We start from the raw sequence: 18,128 nt of genomic DNA on the forward strand, positions 1-18,128 counted from the left end.
TATATACCTATACCAGATTAATATGCGAGTTTCAGAGTACTTTAGCAAGATTAGGTTCAAATAGTGCAGGTGAATAATATTGTGAACAACAGAAAAACAATAAATGCTATTATTACGGTTTACCCTTGCTTGCGCACAGGCATTTTAACTATGTTACCCATGTCTGAGTAGTATTTGTTTTGATACTTCTGACTATCAACACTTTCACTATGGTTAACAATAATGCCTTCAATTGGCGCATTAACTTGCCTTAAAACGCGTAAACCAGACACAATTTGCTCGCGCTTAGTTTTACCGCCATGAACAATATATAATACACTATCAACCAGCCTTGAAATTATTACGGCATCGCTCACCGCATTTACCGGTGGTGTTTCAATAATAATACGGTCGTAAAAGTTACCAAACACTTTAATTAACATTTTAAAACGTTTCATCGACAGAAATGCGAGCGGGTTTGCCGGCGATATGCCTGAGGTTAAAATATCTAATTTAACGTTTTTATCGCGAATGATACATTCGTTAATTTGGTGCGTTTTTGCTAACAAGTTTGACAGCCCCGGACGATGCAACTCTAAATTCAAACTTTTATATAACGTTGGGTGTCGCATATCCGCTTCAATCAGCAAGACCTTCTCCATCTCACTAAACGAGCGAGCGAGCTCAAGCGCTACAGTAGATTTACCTTCATTAGGCACCGAAGAGGTGATCGCAATAATTTTAGGTGCTTTTTTCTCAGCACTAAATAACAATGCCGTTCGCAATGACCTAATAGCTTCAATAAATCGACTATCAGTAAAATACGAAGGATCATTTTCAGATTGATTTTTTACTTTAAATTTAGGGAGTACCGCTAAAATAGGCGCTTCTTTAAAGTTATCAAGCTTACGGCGAGAGTTAAGAGTGTCGAGCAATAGCTCTCTCATAATAACAATAATAGAAATAAATGCCGCAGATAGCATAAATGCCATAATCACATATAAGCTTTTGTTCGGTGCTACACGGCTTTTAGGCGTAAGGGCCTTATCGATAAACCTGACATAGAAATTAGAATTATAATTTCCCATTGCATCAGCTTCTTTTAGGCGAACTAAGTAATTATTGTATAGCTCTTTATTAGTTTTAACTTCGCGCTCTAACTGCGAAAACTTATTCTCTAAACGGCTTAAGCGTAGGTAATCTTTCTTGGCACTATCTAAACGACGCTGAGTAGCTTTAACTTTTTCAATCGCGCTAAAGTAACTCTTTTCTAGCGAAATAACTAAATTGTTAACATGCTCTTTCAGGCGACTTTGTAATGATGCTAATTCTGACTCAATAGCTACTCTTTTTGGATGTTTAGGACCATAACGTTTTGACAATTCGTTAAATTTTCGCTCAATTTGCCCTTCTGAACGCTTTAACTGCAAGTAGGTTACTTGGTTAGCAATTTGTTCTAATTCAATTAAGGCATCAAAGTCACCCTTATGGGCTTGAATATATTGGTAAGTTACCTCTAACTCGTCGGCTTTTTTTGAAGCGGTTAATGCAGATGATGTAAGCTCTGTAAGCTCTGAGCCAACAAGCCCTGAAATCCCTTTAATATCAACAATACCTTCAGTTTCTCGGTAGGTTTGTAACGCTAATTCTGACGACTCAAGCTTTTTGCCTAACCCTTCTAGCTGATCAACTAGCCACTGAGAAGTAGACTCTTTCGACTCACTATGAATTTCATCTTGATACTGTAAATAGGTAATTCCTATCTGATTAGCAACCTCCATCGACAGTTCAGGTGAATATGAAGTAAAAGAAATTTTAACTAATTCAGTGCCTGAAATAGGATTAATACTTAAGCGAGATCGAAAGGCAGGCACCACTTGGCTAATTGTAGGCCTAACATCTGATGTGCCCCTAGAAGCTAAAAATGGAATTTTATTATTATATTTACCACTATTAAACTCTTCATGCGCGGTTAAGTTTAAGCGCGAAATAACACGCTCGGCAAATTTTCTTGAACGCAATAATTCATATTGTGTCTGAATTTGTTCTTGGCTAGCAGTAGACTCGTTAAACGCATCGTTAATAGATAACGTGTTCGCAGGTTTTTTGGTACCTATTTGTAAAATGGCAGTCGCTTTATAAGACGGCTTAAGCAACGACACATAAAAAGCAACTACCAAGGTAATTAACAACGTAAAGAAAACAATTTTCCAGCGCCTAGACCAAAGCGGGCTTAAAATTTCTTTTAAGGCCACTTCTTCATACGCTAAATTGTCAAATTCGTGTTGTTTATTCAAAAGAAGCTTTGCTCTATCTTAATAATATCGTCGGGTTGAATTAACGTGGCAACAGTCGCGTTAATCGTCATAGTAGTGCCATCAACAATACGTGTAATTTTCCAATCAGAATTCGATGCTCTACTGGCTAAACCGCCAGCTAAAGCAATTGCTTTATCAAGCGTTAAATCATCCTGAAATGGATAGCCTCCTGGACGTTTTACTTGTCCATGAATAAAAAATGGGCGATAACTCACCACTGATACCGTTACCTGAGGATCAATTAAGTAGTCACCTAACAAACCGTCGTAAATACGCTTCTCAAGTAACTTAGTTGTTAAACCAATAACGTGTAAATCACCAATAAATGGAAAGGTAATAACACCCGACTTATCAATTTTAACCTTAGTGGTTAAATCAGGCTCATCGTATACGGTTATTGCTATTTGATCACCAGATCCTAGTTTATAGCTGCCAGAAAAGGCGAAACTACTAATTAGTAACAAAAAAATGGTACTAAAGAGTTGTGTTTTTTTCATTCAAACCTCATCAAAGTGTAGCATTAAAGCCTATTGAAAGGCTATTTCTCTGATAGTCTAAACTACTAATACTCGCATCTAGTCCTTTAAAGTCATAAGTAAAGTAGAACGATAACCAACTATTACGTTGATAATGTATTGCGATGTTTGTTGTTAAATAATCTTCTGTTGTTAACTGCATAGGAGAGACAACATCTTGGCTGTTAAAACCTACCCTTGCATTAATTGCTAAATAGTCGTGCCATTTTTTATGAACACCTACCACTAAGTTATCGACCAAACGGTAACTATCTTGAAGTTTATTCGCCTCAGCAAAATCTCGCTCAGACATAAGAGTAAAGCTAAGGTCTTCTAAAGGCTTCCACCCTAGATTCACTCGCCATTTTATTGCGCTGTCGTTTGCTAAAGCAGATTGCTCAAATTGTATTTCTTGGTAACCTAATAATAACGCAAGATCAGTTATTGTGCTCGGCTGCCATTTAAAGCCAAGTAAACCAACATATTTATTTTTACTCAGCGCTTCGTTATGTTTATATGATACACGCTCAGCTTTAATTTCACTGGTAAAGTAAGAGCCTCCACCAATTAGGTAGTCGAACGAGGGGTTAATATAAACACTATTTCTATCAAGAATCCGTGTTACATCTCGACGTGTTTTATAACGATTAGTATTTTGCCCTATAACAAACCGAAGCTTTGCAACAGAGTCTTCACGGCCATATAAAAAGCCCCCCTGTAGTTCTGCAGTTTGCTTAGTGTCTCCAACCCAAAGTGCACGAGCATTACCCAAAGACAACCCTGTTCCACGCGCTTCATATTGTTCTGAAAACCGAGTATTTACAAAAAATGTTTGATTAATAGCAGGTTTAAATTGATAAGACGGTGCAATGTTAAAGTTGCTATAGTTGTCTTGTGAGAAAGCTTGAAAACTAACATGCTCACTTTCAGCTAACAATTGCACTAGGTGATGTTCAAACTCTGTTTTAATGGTAATGGTGGGCAGTAATTTAAAAAAACTCGTGTGTTCGGTGTTGTTATTATCATAAAGGAAATTATCAACAGCGCCTACTTCACTGTGTATAGTAAACACCATTTCATTGTTAGTTTGCTCATAACCCATGCTTTTTGAAGCACCAAATAGCGCAATTACACACAACGATAATAAAAAAAATTGAATAGAACGACCTAACAAATTACTTGCCTACTGATGATTAATTCATCTTTTTATAATTAAAAACTTATTCCACCCCATTTTTGTGTAGAAAACAAGTAAAACGTTAATTTTTTGTTAAAGCCTTTTCAAGTAATAAAATAGCTTACACCCACAATTAGCCTGCTAGTGTATCGTTGTACTTAGGCTAATCGGCTTATTCATAAGTTGTTATTATGTGCAATCCTTTATAAAATGATAACTATTGCGTTTTTCATCTACACTTAATTAACGCTTGTGAATAAATCAGATAGCTAACCTAGTCTGATAATCATTTCCCATCAATTAAAGTGCTGCTTAAACATGCTGTATAGCATTTTAATTCAGCTTTACCGTTAGAGATAGCTATGGAATTACCTGTATTAATTGAAACGCTACGCACCGCGTTAGAAACCAATACCGTGCACCTAATTCAAGAAGAAGAAGAAAACATTCACCCTGCAGACTATGCCAGCGCCATTGCTGAATTCCCTATCAACGATGTTTGGACATTACTAAGTGCGCTTCCTGCAGCAGTGCAAGCAAAAGTATTTGGTTACTTACCAGCAGAAGTACAAGTAGAGCTTTCAATTTGTATTAGCCGGAGAAAATTAGCCCCCATTATTCGACAAGTTTCACCAGACCAACGCGCCGATTTATTTAACCGACTTACCGAAGAGCAACGCGAAACCTTATTACCCGCATTAGCAATAGCAGAACGTGAAGATCTATTACAGCTATGTTCGCATGACGAAGGCACCGCCGGTGCCATTATGACATCTGACTATGCAATGCTTACCGCCGACCTTACAGTGTCGCAAGCCTTAGATGTATTAAGACACGAAGCGCCCGACAAAGAAACGATTTACTCAGCGTACGTAGTAGACAAAAGCCGGCACTTAATTGGAGTGGTATCGCTTAGAGAATTAATTCTGGCACCAGTAACTATGCCAATAAATGAATTAATGAATAACGCACCAATTTTTGCCTCGGTTGACACCCCACAAGAAGAAATTGCAACCTTAATTGCCAAATATGACCTACTCGCGCTGCCCATTATTAATGCCGAAAATCAAATTGTAGGCATTGTTACCTACGATGACGCAATGGACGTTGTAGCAGAAGAAGCAACAGAAGATTTTCATAAAACAGCTACCATTGGCAAATTAGAAATAAGCGTAAAAGAAGCAAGTATATTTTTACTCTACCGCAAGCGTGTTTTTTGGTTAGTAATATTAGTATTTGGTAATATTTTTTCAGGCGCGGGTATCTCATATTACGAAAGCACAATTTCCGACCATATCGCCTTATTGTTCTTTTTACCGCTATTAATTGGCAGTAGTGGAAACGCCGGCGCACAATCAGGCACATTAATGGTACGGGCACTGGCAACTGGCGATATAAAACTACGCGACTGGGGCAGCTTATTAGCAAAAGAATGTTTAGTAGCAAGCTTATTAGGCCTAACCATGGCTAGCGCCGTAGTAGGATTAGGCTGGTGGCGCGGCGGATACGACATAGCAATAGTGGTGTCAGTAACCATGATGTTAGTAGTGTTAGCAGGTAGTTTAATTGGCCTTTCATTACCTTTTTTATTAAGCCGCTTCAAACTTGACCCAGCCACCGCTAGCGGCCCTTTAATTACCTCAATAGCCGACGTTGCCGGTGTAGTATTATACTTTTCAATTGCGACTTGGTACTTGGCGTTGTAATTAAGGGGGATTGGCAATAGTGAGTAGCCGTTGTTGTTTTAGAGTGATGGCGGTTAACTAATGCAATTTAAATCAGGATTGCACAGCCATAGTAAAGCGCACCAACTAAGCAACTAAGCAACTAAGCAACTAAGCAACTATGATGACCTACTTTGATAATTTAGTTATAAAGAATAGAAGTGAATTGGCCATTCCTGTCTGACACTTTTTCATATATCCTGGCATTAAAACCGGAAAGTAAAAAGGACTTTCATGAAACAAACAGGTATCTATGAACAACTCATTACTCAATTGGTTGAACAAAATTTAGATCGTGACTCGTTTTATGTAGGTGAAAGATCATTAGAAGCTGGTGAAGCTGCAACATGGTTATCAAGATTCTTAACACGTCTTATCGAAATTGCTATGGACTCAGTGCCAAATGGTGAGACTCGAATTAGTGAACAAATCAATCTAGCTAACACCATAGTTAAATGGCTTAGTACACACATCAAAGATAAAGAACTAATTAGTGAAAACCTGTTAGATAGCCAAGGTAAAATTCTTACCGCTATTTTTGATAAATCCAACCCGATTGCAGCAGACTTGCCGAAATACGTTAAATCAATAATGCCTATTACTGGGCTGAGCCAAAGCGAATTATTTTGCGGCAGTAATGTTGGTGTATCACTAGAGACTGAGATCAAAAGAGAGATCCAATCATCTGATAAAATTTATTGGTTGGTGTCTTTTATCAAATGGGCTGGCATTCGAATATTTAAAAACGAGTTAGAAGCATTTACTCGAAGTGGAAAGCAACTAAAAATAATCACCACCTCATACATGGGCGCGACAGATGCTAAAGCGGTTGAGTTTTTAGCCACATTACCTAACACCGAAGTAAAGCTCAGTTACAACACTAACCGAGAAAGGTTGCACGCAAAATCTTACTTATTTATGCGAGATACCGGCTTTCACACTGGCTATATCGGCTCTTCTAATTTATCGCATTCAGCATTAACCAGTGGTTTAGAGTGGAATTTAAAAATCACCTCACAAGAAATCCCCCATATTATTGAAAAGTCGCTCAGTACCTTTGAAACCTATTGGCAGTCACCTGACTTTGAACACTTTGATGGCAAAGCACAGAGTAAAGAAAAGCTCCATGACGCTCTGCAGGCAGCAAAAGGCAGTTTTAACAATACAACGCCGAGTTTCTATTTCGATATAAAACCGCATTCTCATCAGCAAACTATATTAGAAAAGCTACAGGTCGAACGTGAACTGCATGATCGTTATCGCAACTTAGTGGTTGCCGCTACAGGCACAGGTAAAACCATTATTTCAGCTTTCGACTTTGCTCGTTTTTACGATAAAAATCCTGAAGCAAAGTTCCTATTTATTGCCCATAGAGAAGAAATTTTAAAACAGGCACAAGGCGCATACCGTGGCGTAATAAAAAACAGTAATTTTGGCGAATTATGGGTCGGCAATAACAAACCAAACAAATATCACCATCTTTTTGCTTCTATTCAAAGTTTAAACTCACAAATGAGTAACCCAATTGACACTTTAGCGTTAAGTGAAGATTACTTTGATTATATTGTTATTGACGAAGTTCATCATATTGCAGCCAAAAGCTACCGCGAAGTATTAAAGCACTTTAGCCCGAAAATACTACTAGGGTTAACCGCGACACCAGAACGTCACGATGGTACAGATATTCTTAGCGACTTTTGCCATGTTATTGCCGCTGAAATACGCTTGCCTGAAGCGATTAACCAACGCCACCTTTCACCCTTTCAATACTTTGCCATCGATGATGATACTGATCTGAGCAAAATAAAATGGTCAAAAGGCCGTTATGACATTGCTGAATTAACCAACCTTTATACTTATAACGACCAACGTGTTTTACGAATACTGCAAAGCTTAAACGAAATTATTACTGATATCGCTCAAATGCGCGCATTGGCATTTTGTGTCAGTAAAGAACACGCAAATTTTATGGCGAAAAAGTTTACTCTGAAAAATATAGCTTGTGGCGTGCTAACTAGTGATAACAGTAAAGATCGAGAAGTCATGCAGCAACGACTTAAATCAAAACAAATAAACGTGCTGTTTGTCGTCGATATTTTTAATGAAGGTGTCGATATACCAGAACTAGATACTTTACTGTTTTTACGCCCAACAGAAAGCTTGACGATATTCTTACAACAACTAGGTCGCGGACTGCGTTTAACCGATAACAAAGAATGTTGCACAATATTAGATTTTGTCGGTAATTCGCGACCAGAATACGACTTTTCACATAAGTTTAGAGCATTAGTCGGTAAAACCAATCAAGCAATAGCAAAAGAAATTAAACAAGGTTTCCCTCATTTGCCTTTGGGTTGTCGTATCGAGTTACAAGAAAAAACGCAAACCATGATCTTAAAAAACATCAGCCAAGCAACACTTAATAAAAGCCGATTAATTAACTTAATTATTAATTTCCCACATGTTACTCACTTACCTCTAACATTAAAAAACTTCTTAGATATCAACCCTAATATTACATTAGAAGATATCTACAAAGTTAAAGTTGGAAAGTTTGGCGGTTGGCAAGCCCTACTGGCAATAAGTAAAAATAAAGCCATAGATGAAAGTAAACAGGCGCTTTATGCTGCTTACTATCGCGCTATCAACAATCGGTTAATGATCTGCACTTCAATATCTTATTTACGCTTTATTAAAGCCCTTTGCGATAATAATTTTGCGTTGCCATTAGCCAACTTTACAGGCGATACAGTAAACTCTGAGCAATTGTTTACCCTGATGTGTCATTACGACTTTTGGGATAAAGCCGGCAAACAAGCAGGCTTTAATAGCCTTGAAGAAAGTATCGCAGCGCTTAGAGATAAAAACCTGCAAACTGAACTCAGCGAAGTTATCGAAATATTGATTGAGCAACTAGAAGTAAGTGAGTTTGCTATGCCAAAGGTTGGTAATGCAAAGGTCGATCTAGCGCCATTAAAAATGCATGTTCGCTATCCGAAAGAGCATATTCTTGTCGCTTTTGGTGACAGTACTTTTTCAAAAAAATCATCTAATAGAGAAGGCTTATTAAATGTAGCTGATGCTAATGTAGAGCTGCTCTTTGTTACTTTAAATAAAAATGAAAAACAATTTTCAGCCACAACCATGTATCATGACTATGCAATAAGCCCTACATTGTTTCACTGGCAAACACAAAATAGCGCTAAGCCAGAGTCAGGCAAAGGTTTAAACTACATTAAACAAAAAGAAAACAACAAAACTTTCATTTTATTTGTCCGCGAACAAGCCAAAGACGAAAACGGGAAAACTATGGGTTTTGTTAACTTTGGCCCTGTTGATTTTGTTAAATATGAAGGTAGCCAACCAATGAATATTACGTGGAAATTAAAACATCCCATGCCAGCGTATTTGTGGCATGAGACGGCTAAGTTGGCGGTTGGTTAACCTAAGGGCAATAAACCAATACTTCTTAGAATGCAGCGTTATCACCACTCTCTCAATTGCTGCATTTCTTTCAATCTCCCTCGCTGTAACACCAGCGCTTCAAAAAGGTCATCAATTGAAGTGTTATCTGAACTTAATCCCGGTAAGGCGATATTTGCTTCAGCAAAAAAACGCTTCATTGTTGTTTTTTCTGTATCAATTGTTGGGACAGTTTCTACTTCTATGCTGGCGGTAAATAGAGTTTCACTAATTACATAACCAGCAGACATATCATTTACTTCATTTTTTTTCGTTGTAGCAACCGTGGTTATTTCTTTGTTTAGCCAAGCTTCTTGCCACCAATGTTTAATGCGTTCTTTCGATTGCTTTAATTTATATTCAGTTGGTAAGCGATCGCTTTTCTGATTATTGATAACGCTATCGGTTGGCAGCAAATTCCATAGGTCGTTATTCGGCCAGCGAGCAAATGGCATGCTGTGATCAATATCGTATTGGTTTTTTAATGATTTGGCAGACCAAACGCATTTCGCAATTTCAGGCATTTGTTGTTTTAGTTGTTCAAAACGTTTGCGTACTTCGGTTGTAGTGCGCACAGGCTCTAACCAGCTTAAAGCTTGGTGTAAGTAATATTGCTTTTCTGGTGTTTTATAAGCGCTGTTACCGGTATAACTTGCCATTGCTTTAACCCACTCGTTCACTAAAACGGGTTCAATCCAGCAAGCGTAGCGATTAAATGCCAGCCATGTGGATTCAGGTAGTGAGAATTCGCCCCATTGTGCAAGGGTTGGTAAATCTAAAAATATACTGTCTTTGGCTTTTACTGTGTTGCTTGCTATTTCAAACACGGGTTGGTCGCTATTAGCTTCTTGATTAGGATAAGTAATATATTTACACGGCATATTTTTAATATTGCTTACCGCGGCAGAGAGTGTTTTATGTAGAGCAATAGCATCGTCACCTACAAACAAGTTGCCGATTCTATAGTCTGACGCGGTTCTATGAGTTAACTTGTGCCAACCATCTTCTTTCATAAAGCCCATGTTAGGGTTTTTATTAGGAGTTTGAAAAAATTTATGGCTATCTATTAAATCTTTGTACTGGTGACACCAATAAAGCGCAACTAAACCTGCTGGTAAAATAACGCGATCGCCAAAGGGTGATGCTTCTCTTCTTAAAACTGCACCAGAGTGACCGTCGGCAATGCGCAGTAACACTCTTAATAACGCCAGTTTATGTGTGGCTGATTTGCCATCATTAATCGCGACATGACGAATAAACGGGAAAGCACCTGTGCCATCGTCAGGTAATTGCAGAACTATTGTTTGCCAATGAATATGATTACGACCTAGCTCGTCATTTTCTTTTGGTGTTTCTAGTTTAGTAAATAAGCCTACACCGGTAGCGAGTTGTTTTAATTCATCTGCGCAAACATCAAACATTTTTCGGGTTTTATAATCGTCTTCGGTTTGGCCATGACGAAGTGAAATAACCAATTTGCCACCGGGTTTAAGTAAGTTGGCAAGTTTGCGTAGTGAACGTGCGCGATCACTTGGCGGAATATGCATCCAAACCGCGCTGAGTAGAATTAAGTCAAAGCTAACTTCTTGTTTAGTAATAACGTTTAATGTCGGTAAAGCATCGTTGAGCCATTTTACTTTTAAATCTTTTGTGACTTTAGCGCCTAATTCGGCAAGTTCAGTGGCGGGCTCAACTGCAAAAACTTGAATATTGTTTACTTCTTTATGTGTTTTTTCCGCCAGTTCGGCAAAATGCTTAGCATCGCGACCAGAGCCTGCGCCTAAATCAAGAATGCGCGCGGCGGGGTTTTCGATAATGGAAGGTAAAAATTGAGCCCAACTTTTGTGTACGTCTTTAAATGACTTTGAAAGGTATTGTTCTGCTATGCCTTCGGCATTTTGATTATAGAAGTTGTGAGACAATTGCGGTTCCCTTTCGCATGCGAGTTATTATAAAAAATTGCACACACGTACATTCTCTTATTTAATAATTTTTGTCAATATGACATTCATCCAAATAGTTAATGCACTTACTTTACGTTTGGTCATTACCATTAATCCTGCGATGAGTTCACTATTAGAGTGATGATTATTGAGTGTTGTATTTTTTTCTACCAATTGTAACTTTACCACGAAAATAGAAAGCACTTTAAACAGACGTTCTATTGTTACTTTTTGTTGGGCGCTTTCGAGTGTTTGCTAGCTTTGCAGAAAATCGGCGCCGCCTAAGAGAGGCTGAAGGCGCGCAAGCCAATATCACCGCCCTTAAGGCAATACATAAAAAAGATAAATATAAACAATAAAAGTAATAAAACAGCGCACACCAATTCTTAAGAAAAACAGCCCCAAAATAATCGGCTGCGCGTTTAGGAACTACCCAACTATCCTTTATGACTACAGACGATAAACTTTAACGCCTGATGGATTAAATGAGATCAAACGAGAAACTTTTTATTCAATATTCTGAATTTGCTCGCGTAGTAGAAAAATAAAAACCATTATTTTCAGTTTGTTAATCTTTATTTAGACAGAGTGATTTAGCTGTATGTCACCACTTAGTTTATGTGTGCACGCTTAGCTTGTTTGCTTGCGTTTTCATTCCTACAAAGATCTTATTCGATATATTAGTTGGAAAGCCTTCAGGGAGATTTGTGCTGACATTTTCAATAACAGTATCAAATACTCTAATCACTGAGTCAATAAGCTCAATTACTTCTGCTTCGGTAAATCCTACTGCTTTGCCCTGTTGAATGAAATGCCGATATTGTATTTTTTGTAATTGATAGTAATTTTTGCTACCACGAATGGCCATTGCCATTTTTACTTTCTGTTTAGCAATTTGGTTCGCCTTATTACCAATAAGCGGGTGAATAGACAGCACGTCATATAGCGGTGTTAGTTTGTATTTATTTTCTGGTAAATGAGTAACGCTAAAATTCTTTGCATGACCATCGGTTGCTGCAAGTAAGTAAAATACAATTTGCGCTTTAAAAAAGTGTTGTTTATCAATAGCTGCATTTTCACTACTGGCAAGTAGCTTCATACAATCATCAATACTCAACCCCCCATCGCTTTGATATTTAAGCAATGATGACAAACCAGTTGCTTGACAAAAATCTTCTTGAGGCAATCGAATAATCCATGAGCCATCACTTGATAATTTACGATCAAAACGCTCAACAATAAGTGCTTTTTTACCCGCAAAAGACCCCATATCACAATGCGCAATAGGAACACCAAATTCGGCTATTATCTTCGAGCACAGCCATTCGTTTTCAACAGAGGCTTCCATGTCTGCTTTCATATTTCCAACTAAACCCATTGGCAGTTTAAAAATATGTGTTGTCGGTGTTTCTCCTAAAGGTTCACACCATTGGTTATTGTGCCAAAGTAGCGCGGTTTTTTCTTGCGCGCCAGCAAGTGAAATTCTCAGCTCATCATCGTCGTCTAAACGGCCTAGCGGATAGGTATCAACAGCTTTATTTAGTATTCCCGCGACTTGCTGTTCATTTAGCGGTTTATACTGAATTTGTTTAATATTTTGAGGCTTTTCGCCTTCTGGTAGCAATTGAATTGCCCCCACACAATCACGACCAAGCTCAACGAGTAAATCAAATACCTTGGTGCTTGCCGTACTAAACCGCCTAGCTAATCGATCACGTATATCTCTACTATCAGGCAGTAAATTATCAAAGTAAAATGAAACGATATCACCTTTAATTGGTTGGTTTCCTGGAGTAAATGGTAGTGATAAAGATAAGGGGCGACCTCGCGGGTTTTCTAGCCATTCTTCGGCATATTGCAACTCATCAACACCTGACTTTATTCGCCAAGTACCAACAAACTCTGCGTTCATCCAAATAGTTAATGCGCTTACTTTACGTTTTGCCATTACCATTCATCCTGCGCGAGTTCGTTACTGGATAAGCTACTCTCTAGCGGTTTATTTTTTTCTACAAATTGTAGCTTTATATCCAAAATAGAAAGCACTTTAAACAGACGTTCTATCGTTACCTTTTGTGGTGCGCTTTCAAGTGTTTGATAGCTTTGTTGGCTAATACCCAGTTTTTCAGCCAGCGCTTTTTGAGAAAGTCCATTAGACTTTCGAAACCCGACAAGAATCGGTTTAATTTGATCAAGAGTATTAATTGTGTAATTCACGCTAACCACCAAAACAATGTATAGGTTGTTTTATCTAAAAACAGTATATAAGCTGTTTTTTCAAATAACAACTTATAAGCTGTTATTTAGATTTTTAGTCAATTTAAGCGTAGAAAAGTGTAATTTAGCTATTTTTTCCTAATCCACTCTTGCACATTGCTTAACCGCCAACCTACATTACTAGCCGTTAACGGTACTCGTATTAAACTGAGACCTTTCATTGCGCTTTTTCTCTGCGATTGGATCAATACCATTACTAATATCAAACTTTATGCGTGCAGCTTCTAATTTCACATCAGCCAAGGAAAGCTCTGGATATTTACCTGCGGTTACGTCACGACGCTTTTTATTGATGGTGTAACGAATAACCCAATAACCCAATATCCAATATTATTATTAGCGATACGCAGATATAGACCATTACCTACCGCATGCCGCCCATGTTCACCTTTTTTATGCAGAGATTTAACTTGTTTATCATTAATTTTTCTATATTACTCAGTTAGTTAAGTTTAAAGTGGTGACATAATTTAGAAAAATGGCTAAAAAAGTGTTGTTTTTAAGTTTATGTCACCACTATTCTGAAACAAAGCGTATAACTAGTAAACAGCCTGAAAAAACAAAACCGCCTAAGAGGCGGTTTTTATTGTTGTTTTTAACATCGTGAAACAGGTTAAAACATCATTCGATGTTTTGGATCTGAATGTTGATTTGGATTTATTAGCTTATATATATCAGATAGTTGAGGTGTGGCTATGTACGTAATATTGATTGTTAACCACCAGCTGGTTGGTTCTTAACGTATAGGGGTGTTCACTTAAACAAACACACTAAGAAATCTACTAGTTTGAAATATACCAGCTTTATACTCTTTTCTCCATAAATGCTCTTATTTTATAATAAATAGATATTACTGTATCTAAATATCGCTTTTTTAAACTATAATGGATACTACTGTATCCATGGGGTTGAGTATGAAACTTTCACTTTTAGATGACACTGATGTTAGCCAAGCTTTTGCTGCTCATCTTCGTGGTTTACGTGAACAAGCTAAGCTATCGCGAGAGGCGCTTGCACAGCAAAGTTGTGTACCTGCGCCTACCATTAAAAAATTTGAACTCACTGGGCAAATTTCTTTTCGCCAGTTACTACTCTTATGGCAATCACTTGACTCACTCGATAGGCTTTATCGGCTAACCCAGGTAAGCACAGAGCGCAATGCTTTACCCACTAGTATAGAAGAGGTGCTTAAAGATGAGTTTTAAATCAATTCAAAAGCTGAATGTGCAACGAACGCTTGCAACGGGTGAGACTGTGCCGGTGGGTGTATTAGCTCAGAACCGCCAGGGTGTATTCTTTCAGTACTTTGATGAATACATTAGTAAGTTTGGAAATTTATCCCCGTTTACTTTACAAGCTAATGGAAAGCTTCAACAAGCCCCCAAAGAGCCTCATCAGGGAATTCATGGTGTTTTTGGTGATAGCTTGCCTGATGGTTGGGGACTGTTGCTTCAAGACAGAATATTTCGCCAGCAAGGTGTTTTACCTGCTCAAGTAACAGCGATGGATCGTTTAGCGTTTGTAGGCCGCCAAGGGATGGGGGGATTGTCATTTACGCCCGTATCAACGTTTTCACCCGAACAGCATCAAAATATTGACATAGCAACACTTGGGCTAGAAGCACAAACCTTGTTTGATCAGTCCATCCTTGATTATAAGGAGTCTGAAGAGTTAGATGGGAAGACCCAACAAGTTTTAGCAACTTTGGTCGCTGTAGGTAGCTCTGGTGGGGCAAGGCCTAAAGCGCAAGTTTATATGCCTGCCGGTGATGCACAACAATGCCGAACGTATGCAAAGCCAGGGGATGAAGCATGGTTAGTTAAGTTTACGTCGAAGAACTTGGCACTAGGTCATGAAGAAGGCTTATGTGAAGCCGTGTATCTACAAATGGCTGAGCAAGCTAAGTGCCAGCCACCGGTTTGGCAATTAATTGAAGCTCCACCAAGTAGTGGTGCAAAAGCCTGGCTAGCACTTAAACGTTTTGACTATTTACCCAAAGAACAAGGGTTACCAGCACATAAACTCGATGGCGAACAACATGCAGGGCGTTTGCATATGCACAGTGCCTGTGGCTTATTAGATGCCGACTTTCGTACCCCTAGTTTAGACTATAGCGACCTTATTAAAGCCAGTCGTCAGTTGTGTAAGTCTCCTGCGGCAGGTCAACTGCAGTTTCGTCGTGCTATTTTTAATTTATTTGCAGCAAACCAAGATGATCACAGTAAAAACTGGGGCTTTTTGCAAGGGGATGATGGTAACTGGCAGCTAGCACCCTTTTACGACGTTACATTTAGCCCTCATCCCTTTAATGAGCATGCAACAGCCTTTGCAGGGTATGGAAAAGCGCCTCCACTCAAAGTAATGCAAAAGCTAGCAGCAAGTGCAGGCTTTGCTAGTTGGAAAGAGGCCCAGCAATGTATTCAAGAAGTCGTTAATTCGATTGGTAACTTTTCATATCTGGCAACACAACAAGCGATCAGTAAAACAACAGTGTCTGCAATTACTAAAATACTTGATCAGCGTAATCAGGAAAATGCAGCGCTTTTTCTACAACAATAAGAGAGGTTAGCAATGAAATTAGGCCGAAACGATCCTTGTCATTGTGGCAGTGGTAAAAAATTTAAGCGTTGTTGTATGAACAACGCCTCCAAGCAACATGCCCAAGTCTTTGATGATGCACAAGCCATGCTGGCAATGAACCCCAATTTAACCCTTGATGAACTCAATGCTGCTTTACAGCACAAGGTGCAAGATCGTAATAATCAACCTCATCCCGACTTTTGCGGTGTAACGCCTACGCAAATGGCCAATTGGCTTTATGCGCCTTTCGATGAATTACAGTGGCTGACAATCAGCACACCAAATAAGCTTTTAGCTAGCCCTGTAATGCGCTATTTAGCCCTCATTCTTGATGAGGCCATGGCGCAAGAAGGCTCATTTAAAGCCACAAGTAAAGGCAACCTACCGGCCAAGTTGGTAAAACAGGCCAGTGAATTATTGCCTGAGTTTGCCGTTGCTCAGTTCCCTGTAAATATCAGTATCAGCGAGTTTGCCGGCAGTAACGAAGATAAATTTAATGCCTTACACTACACCAGAGTGCTAGCCGAAATTAGTGGCATTATTTATCGACGGAGCGGTCGCTACCATGTGAAAAAATCAGCGCAAAAGCAGTATCAGGCCTTAGGTATACAGGCATTTTTTAAACCTATGCTTGAAGCTGCAATCAGCAAATACAACTGGGGGTATTTGGACGGTTTTGAATATGATCTCGACTTGCGTACCTTTTGGTTGTTTATGCTGTGGCGCATTCAGAGCCACAACAGTGTCGAGCAGCTTGTTAAAGAGGTAATAACGGCGTTCCCCGATTTACTACAGGCATTCCCAACAGAGGATTATTTCACACCAGAGCGTAACTTAAGCATGCTGATAGAATCACGGTTTATTGAACGCTTTTTACAATTTTGGGGATTTGTAATCATAGACCCAATACGTTATGTAAACGCAGACCCCGTTAACAGAGTGGTTCAGGTACAGCCTTTGTTAACACAAACCTTTCAATTCACTATTAACGTATAAAAAGGTCATCATGAGCGAACACCAATATTATAAATTCGAACGTTTGGATGGATATTTAGATGCTAAAGCGCGCCAAGCGCTCAGAGCCATCTCAAGCCGTGCCGAGATTAGCGCTACGTCCTTTCAGGTGTATTATACCTACAGCGACTTAAAGGCGGAACCTTCTGAGCTGATGTTACAATACTTCGACATCGGTTTTTATTATGCCGACTGGGGTTCAATCGATGTTTACATCAAACTACCTGCCGGAACGCTCCCTGATGCATTACTTGGCTTTTCAAGCGATGGGCTTCATGTGCATAAAAACGATGAATGGCAATTGCTGATTTTTTCCATCGAAGAGTATTACGAATATTTTGATGATGAAAATGCTGATGATTTTTTCCAACATTTAGCCAGTTTACGCAGCGAGTTAATGCAAGGTAATTGGCGTCTTGTGTACTTTATGTGGCTAAAAGAGTGCGATTTTGATGAAGAGCTTGACGGGCTACCTTTAATTGAATTCAATTTTGAGCACCTCAGTGAGGAAGAGCAGGCTTTTGTCATACTTTTTGATATTCCCCTAGCTTGGATTAAAGCACTTGCAATGGTACTAAACGCACAACCAAGTCACCAAGCCAAGCAAGCCCAGTTCCAGTTTGATGCATGGCTTCATAATCTCACGGAAGCAGACAAAAACACGCTATTAAGTGTGCTTTTTGAACAAGGCCAGTTAAGTCGTTACCAAGCCTTAGCGATCACGCGAAAAGAATCTACCAACAAACACGAAGCCTATCAGTATTGGTTAACCCCCAGCGTGATCTCCCCTTTCATTGATCAAGCGCAAAACCAATTACAGCAAGAGCAAGCCGAAGCGCTCGCAAAGAAAGTAGCGCTCGAAAAAGCGGAAAAAGAAAAAACACTGACGGATATCTATCGCCAGCGCGAGCGATACTGGCAGCTAGCACAAGAACAAGCGGAGCGAACTTGTGCAAGTGGCTACGATGCGGCATCACGCTATTTGCATCAGTTGAACGAAGCCTATCAGTTTAAAGCCAATAGAGCGGCGTTTGAGCAATTTTTTAAACGCTTTGTTATGGCTAATAAGAACCGTAAAGCGCTGTTAAATCGCCTGAAAGACATGCTTTAAATAATCGGGTTATAGTATAGAAAGACCA

At 39.0% G+C, this 18,128-nt stretch carries 13 protein-coding genes; 6 read left to right on the forward strand and 7 right to left on the reverse strand.

The window, feature by feature from the left end; genetic code table 11:
* Nucleotides 1-119: 119 nt before the first annotated feature.
* From QUD79_RS15940 to QUD79_RS15950, 3 genes are read right to left on the reverse strand one after another with little or no spacing between them, the layout of a single operon-like run.
* Complete coding sequence (locus tag QUD79_RS15940) at nucleotides 120-2,276, reverse strand: GumC family protein (RefSeq protein ID WP_184423726.1); 2,157 nt, start codon at nucleotides 2,274-2,276, stop codon at nucleotides 120-122.
* Complete coding sequence (locus tag QUD79_RS15945; RefSeq protein WP_184423725.1) at nucleotides 2,273-2,794, reverse strand: polysaccharide biosynthesis/export family protein; 522 nt, start codon at nucleotides 2,792-2,794, stop codon at nucleotides 2,273-2,275. Before QUD79_RS15945 ends, QUD79_RS15940 begins: the two co-directional genes overlap by 4 nt.
* Nucleotides 2,795-2,804: 10 nt before the next feature.
* Nucleotides 2,805-3,986, reverse strand: coding sequence for an outer membrane beta-barrel protein (locus tag QUD79_RS15950; RefSeq protein WP_184423724.1), 1,182 nt, complete (start codon nucleotides 3,984-3,986; stop codon nucleotides 2,805-2,807).
* Between the two features lie 365 nt (nucleotides 3,987-4,351).
* On the opposite strand from QUD79_RS15950, the gene mgtE reads away from it, so the two are divergent.
* Together mgtE and QUD79_RS15960 are read left to right on the forward strand one after the other, a co-directional pair.
* Nucleotides 4,352-5,695: a magnesium transporter gene (gene mgtE / locus QUD79_RS15955; RefSeq protein WP_184423723.1), complete on the forward strand. Its 1,344-nt coding sequence runs from the start codon at nucleotides 4,352-4,354 to the stop codon at nucleotides 5,693-5,695.
* 252 nt (nucleotides 5,696-5,947) lie between these two features.
* Nucleotides 5,948-9,157, forward strand: coding sequence for a DUF3427 domain-containing protein (locus QUD79_RS15960; RefSeq protein WP_184423722.1), 3,210 nt, complete (start codon nucleotides 5,948-5,950; stop codon nucleotides 9,155-9,157).
* A 41-nt stretch (nucleotides 9,158-9,198) separates the two neighbouring features.
* On the opposite strand, the gene QUD79_RS15965 is transcribed toward QUD79_RS15960, so the two are convergent.
* The 4 genes from QUD79_RS15965 to QUD79_RS15980 form a co-directional block, all read right to left on the reverse strand.
* The gene (locus tag QUD79_RS15965; protein ID WP_184423721.1) at nucleotides 9,199-11,097 is read right to left on the reverse strand and encodes a class I SAM-dependent methyltransferase; all 1,899 of its coding nucleotides are present in this window, start codon (nucleotides 11,095-11,097) and stop codon (nucleotides 9,199-9,201) included.
* A 637-nt stretch (nucleotides 11,098-11,734) separates the two neighbouring features.
* The gene (locus QUD79_RS15970) at nucleotides 11,735-13,066 is read right to left on the reverse strand and encodes a type II toxin-antitoxin system HipA family toxin (protein ID WP_184423720.1); all 1,332 of its coding nucleotides are present in this window, start codon (nucleotides 13,064-13,066) and stop codon (nucleotides 11,735-11,737) included.
* Nucleotides 13,066-13,335, reverse strand: coding sequence for a helix-turn-helix domain-containing protein (locus QUD79_RS15975; protein WP_184423719.1), 270 nt, complete (start codon nucleotides 13,333-13,335; stop codon nucleotides 13,066-13,068). Before QUD79_RS15975 ends, QUD79_RS15970 begins: the two co-directional genes overlap by 1 nt.
* Before the next feature lie 180 nt (nucleotides 13,336-13,515).
* A complete protein-coding gene (locus QUD79_RS15980; RefSeq protein ID WP_184423718.1) occupies nucleotides 13,516-13,716 on the reverse strand; it encodes an Arm DNA-binding domain-containing protein in 201 nt (66 codons plus the stop codon).
* A gap of 593 nt (nucleotides 13,717-14,309) precedes the next feature.
* Here QUD79_RS15980 and QUD79_RS15985 point away from each other — a divergent pair.
* The 4 genes from QUD79_RS15985 to QUD79_RS16000 are packed head-to-tail and all read left to right on the forward strand — an operon-like array spanning nucleotide 14,310 to nucleotide 18,100.
* Nucleotides 14,310-14,600 carry a helix-turn-helix domain-containing protein gene (locus QUD79_RS15985; protein WP_184423717.1) on the forward strand — a complete coding sequence of 97 codons (291 nt, stop codon included), beginning with the start codon at nucleotides 14,310-14,312 and terminating at the stop codon, nucleotides 14,598-14,600.
* Nucleotides 14,590-15,954 carry a type II toxin-antitoxin system HipA family toxin gene (locus tag QUD79_RS15990; RefSeq protein WP_184423716.1) on the forward strand — a complete coding sequence of 455 codons (1,365 nt, stop codon included), beginning with the start codon at nucleotides 14,590-14,592 and terminating at the stop codon, nucleotides 15,952-15,954. The genes QUD79_RS15985 and QUD79_RS15990 overlap by 11 nt, the downstream gene beginning before the upstream one ends.
* A gap of 12 nt (nucleotides 15,955-15,966) precedes the next feature.
* The gene (locus QUD79_RS15995) at nucleotides 15,967-16,971 is read left to right on the forward strand and encodes a YecA family protein (RefSeq protein WP_184423715.1); all 1,005 of its coding nucleotides are present in this window, start codon (nucleotides 15,967-15,969) and stop codon (nucleotides 16,969-16,971) included.
* A gap of 10 nt (nucleotides 16,972-16,981) precedes the next feature.
* The gene (locus QUD79_RS16000) at nucleotides 16,982-18,100 is read left to right on the forward strand and encodes a hypothetical protein (RefSeq protein WP_184423714.1); all 1,119 of its coding nucleotides are present in this window, start codon (nucleotides 16,982-16,984) and stop codon (nucleotides 18,098-18,100) included.
* Nucleotides 18,101-18,128 lie beyond the last annotated feature (28 nt).

The sequence above is a fragment of the Thalassotalea piscium genome (assembly GCF_030295935.1).
In the GTDB taxonomy this organism is placed as follows: Bacteria; Pseudomonadota; Gammaproteobacteria; order Enterobacterales; family Alteromonadaceae; genus Thalassotalea_B; species Thalassotalea_B piscium.

Coding starts and splice junctions, on each gene's coding strand:
- QUD79_RS15945 (WP_184423725.1), bottom strand. CDS start 2,794: ATGAAAAAAACACAACTCTTTAGTACCATTTTTTTGTTACTAATTAGT.
- mgtE (WP_184423723.1), top strand. CDS start 4,352: ATGGAATTACCTGTATTAATTGAAACGCTACGCACCGCGTTAGAAACC.
- QUD79_RS15960 (WP_184423722.1), top strand. CDS start 5,948: ATGAAACAAACAGGTATCTATGAACAACTCATTACTCAATTGGTTGAA.
- QUD79_RS15970 (WP_184423720.1), bottom strand. CDS start 13,066: ATGGCAAAACGTAAAGTAAGCGCATTAACTATTTGGATGAACGCAGAG.
- QUD79_RS15985 (WP_184423717.1), top strand. CDS start 14,310: ATGAAACTTTCACTTTTAGATGACACTGATGTTAGCCAAGCTTTTGCT.
- QUD79_RS15990 (WP_184423716.1), top strand. CDS start 14,590: ATGAGTTTTAAATCAATTCAAAAGCTGAATGTGCAACGAACGCTTGCA.
- QUD79_RS15995 (WP_184423715.1), top strand. CDS start 15,967: ATGAAATTAGGCCGAAACGATCCTTGTCATTGTGGCAGTGGTAAAAAA.
- QUD79_RS16000 (WP_184423714.1), top strand. CDS start 16,982: ATGAGCGAACACCAATATTATAAATTCGAACGTTTGGATGGATATTTA.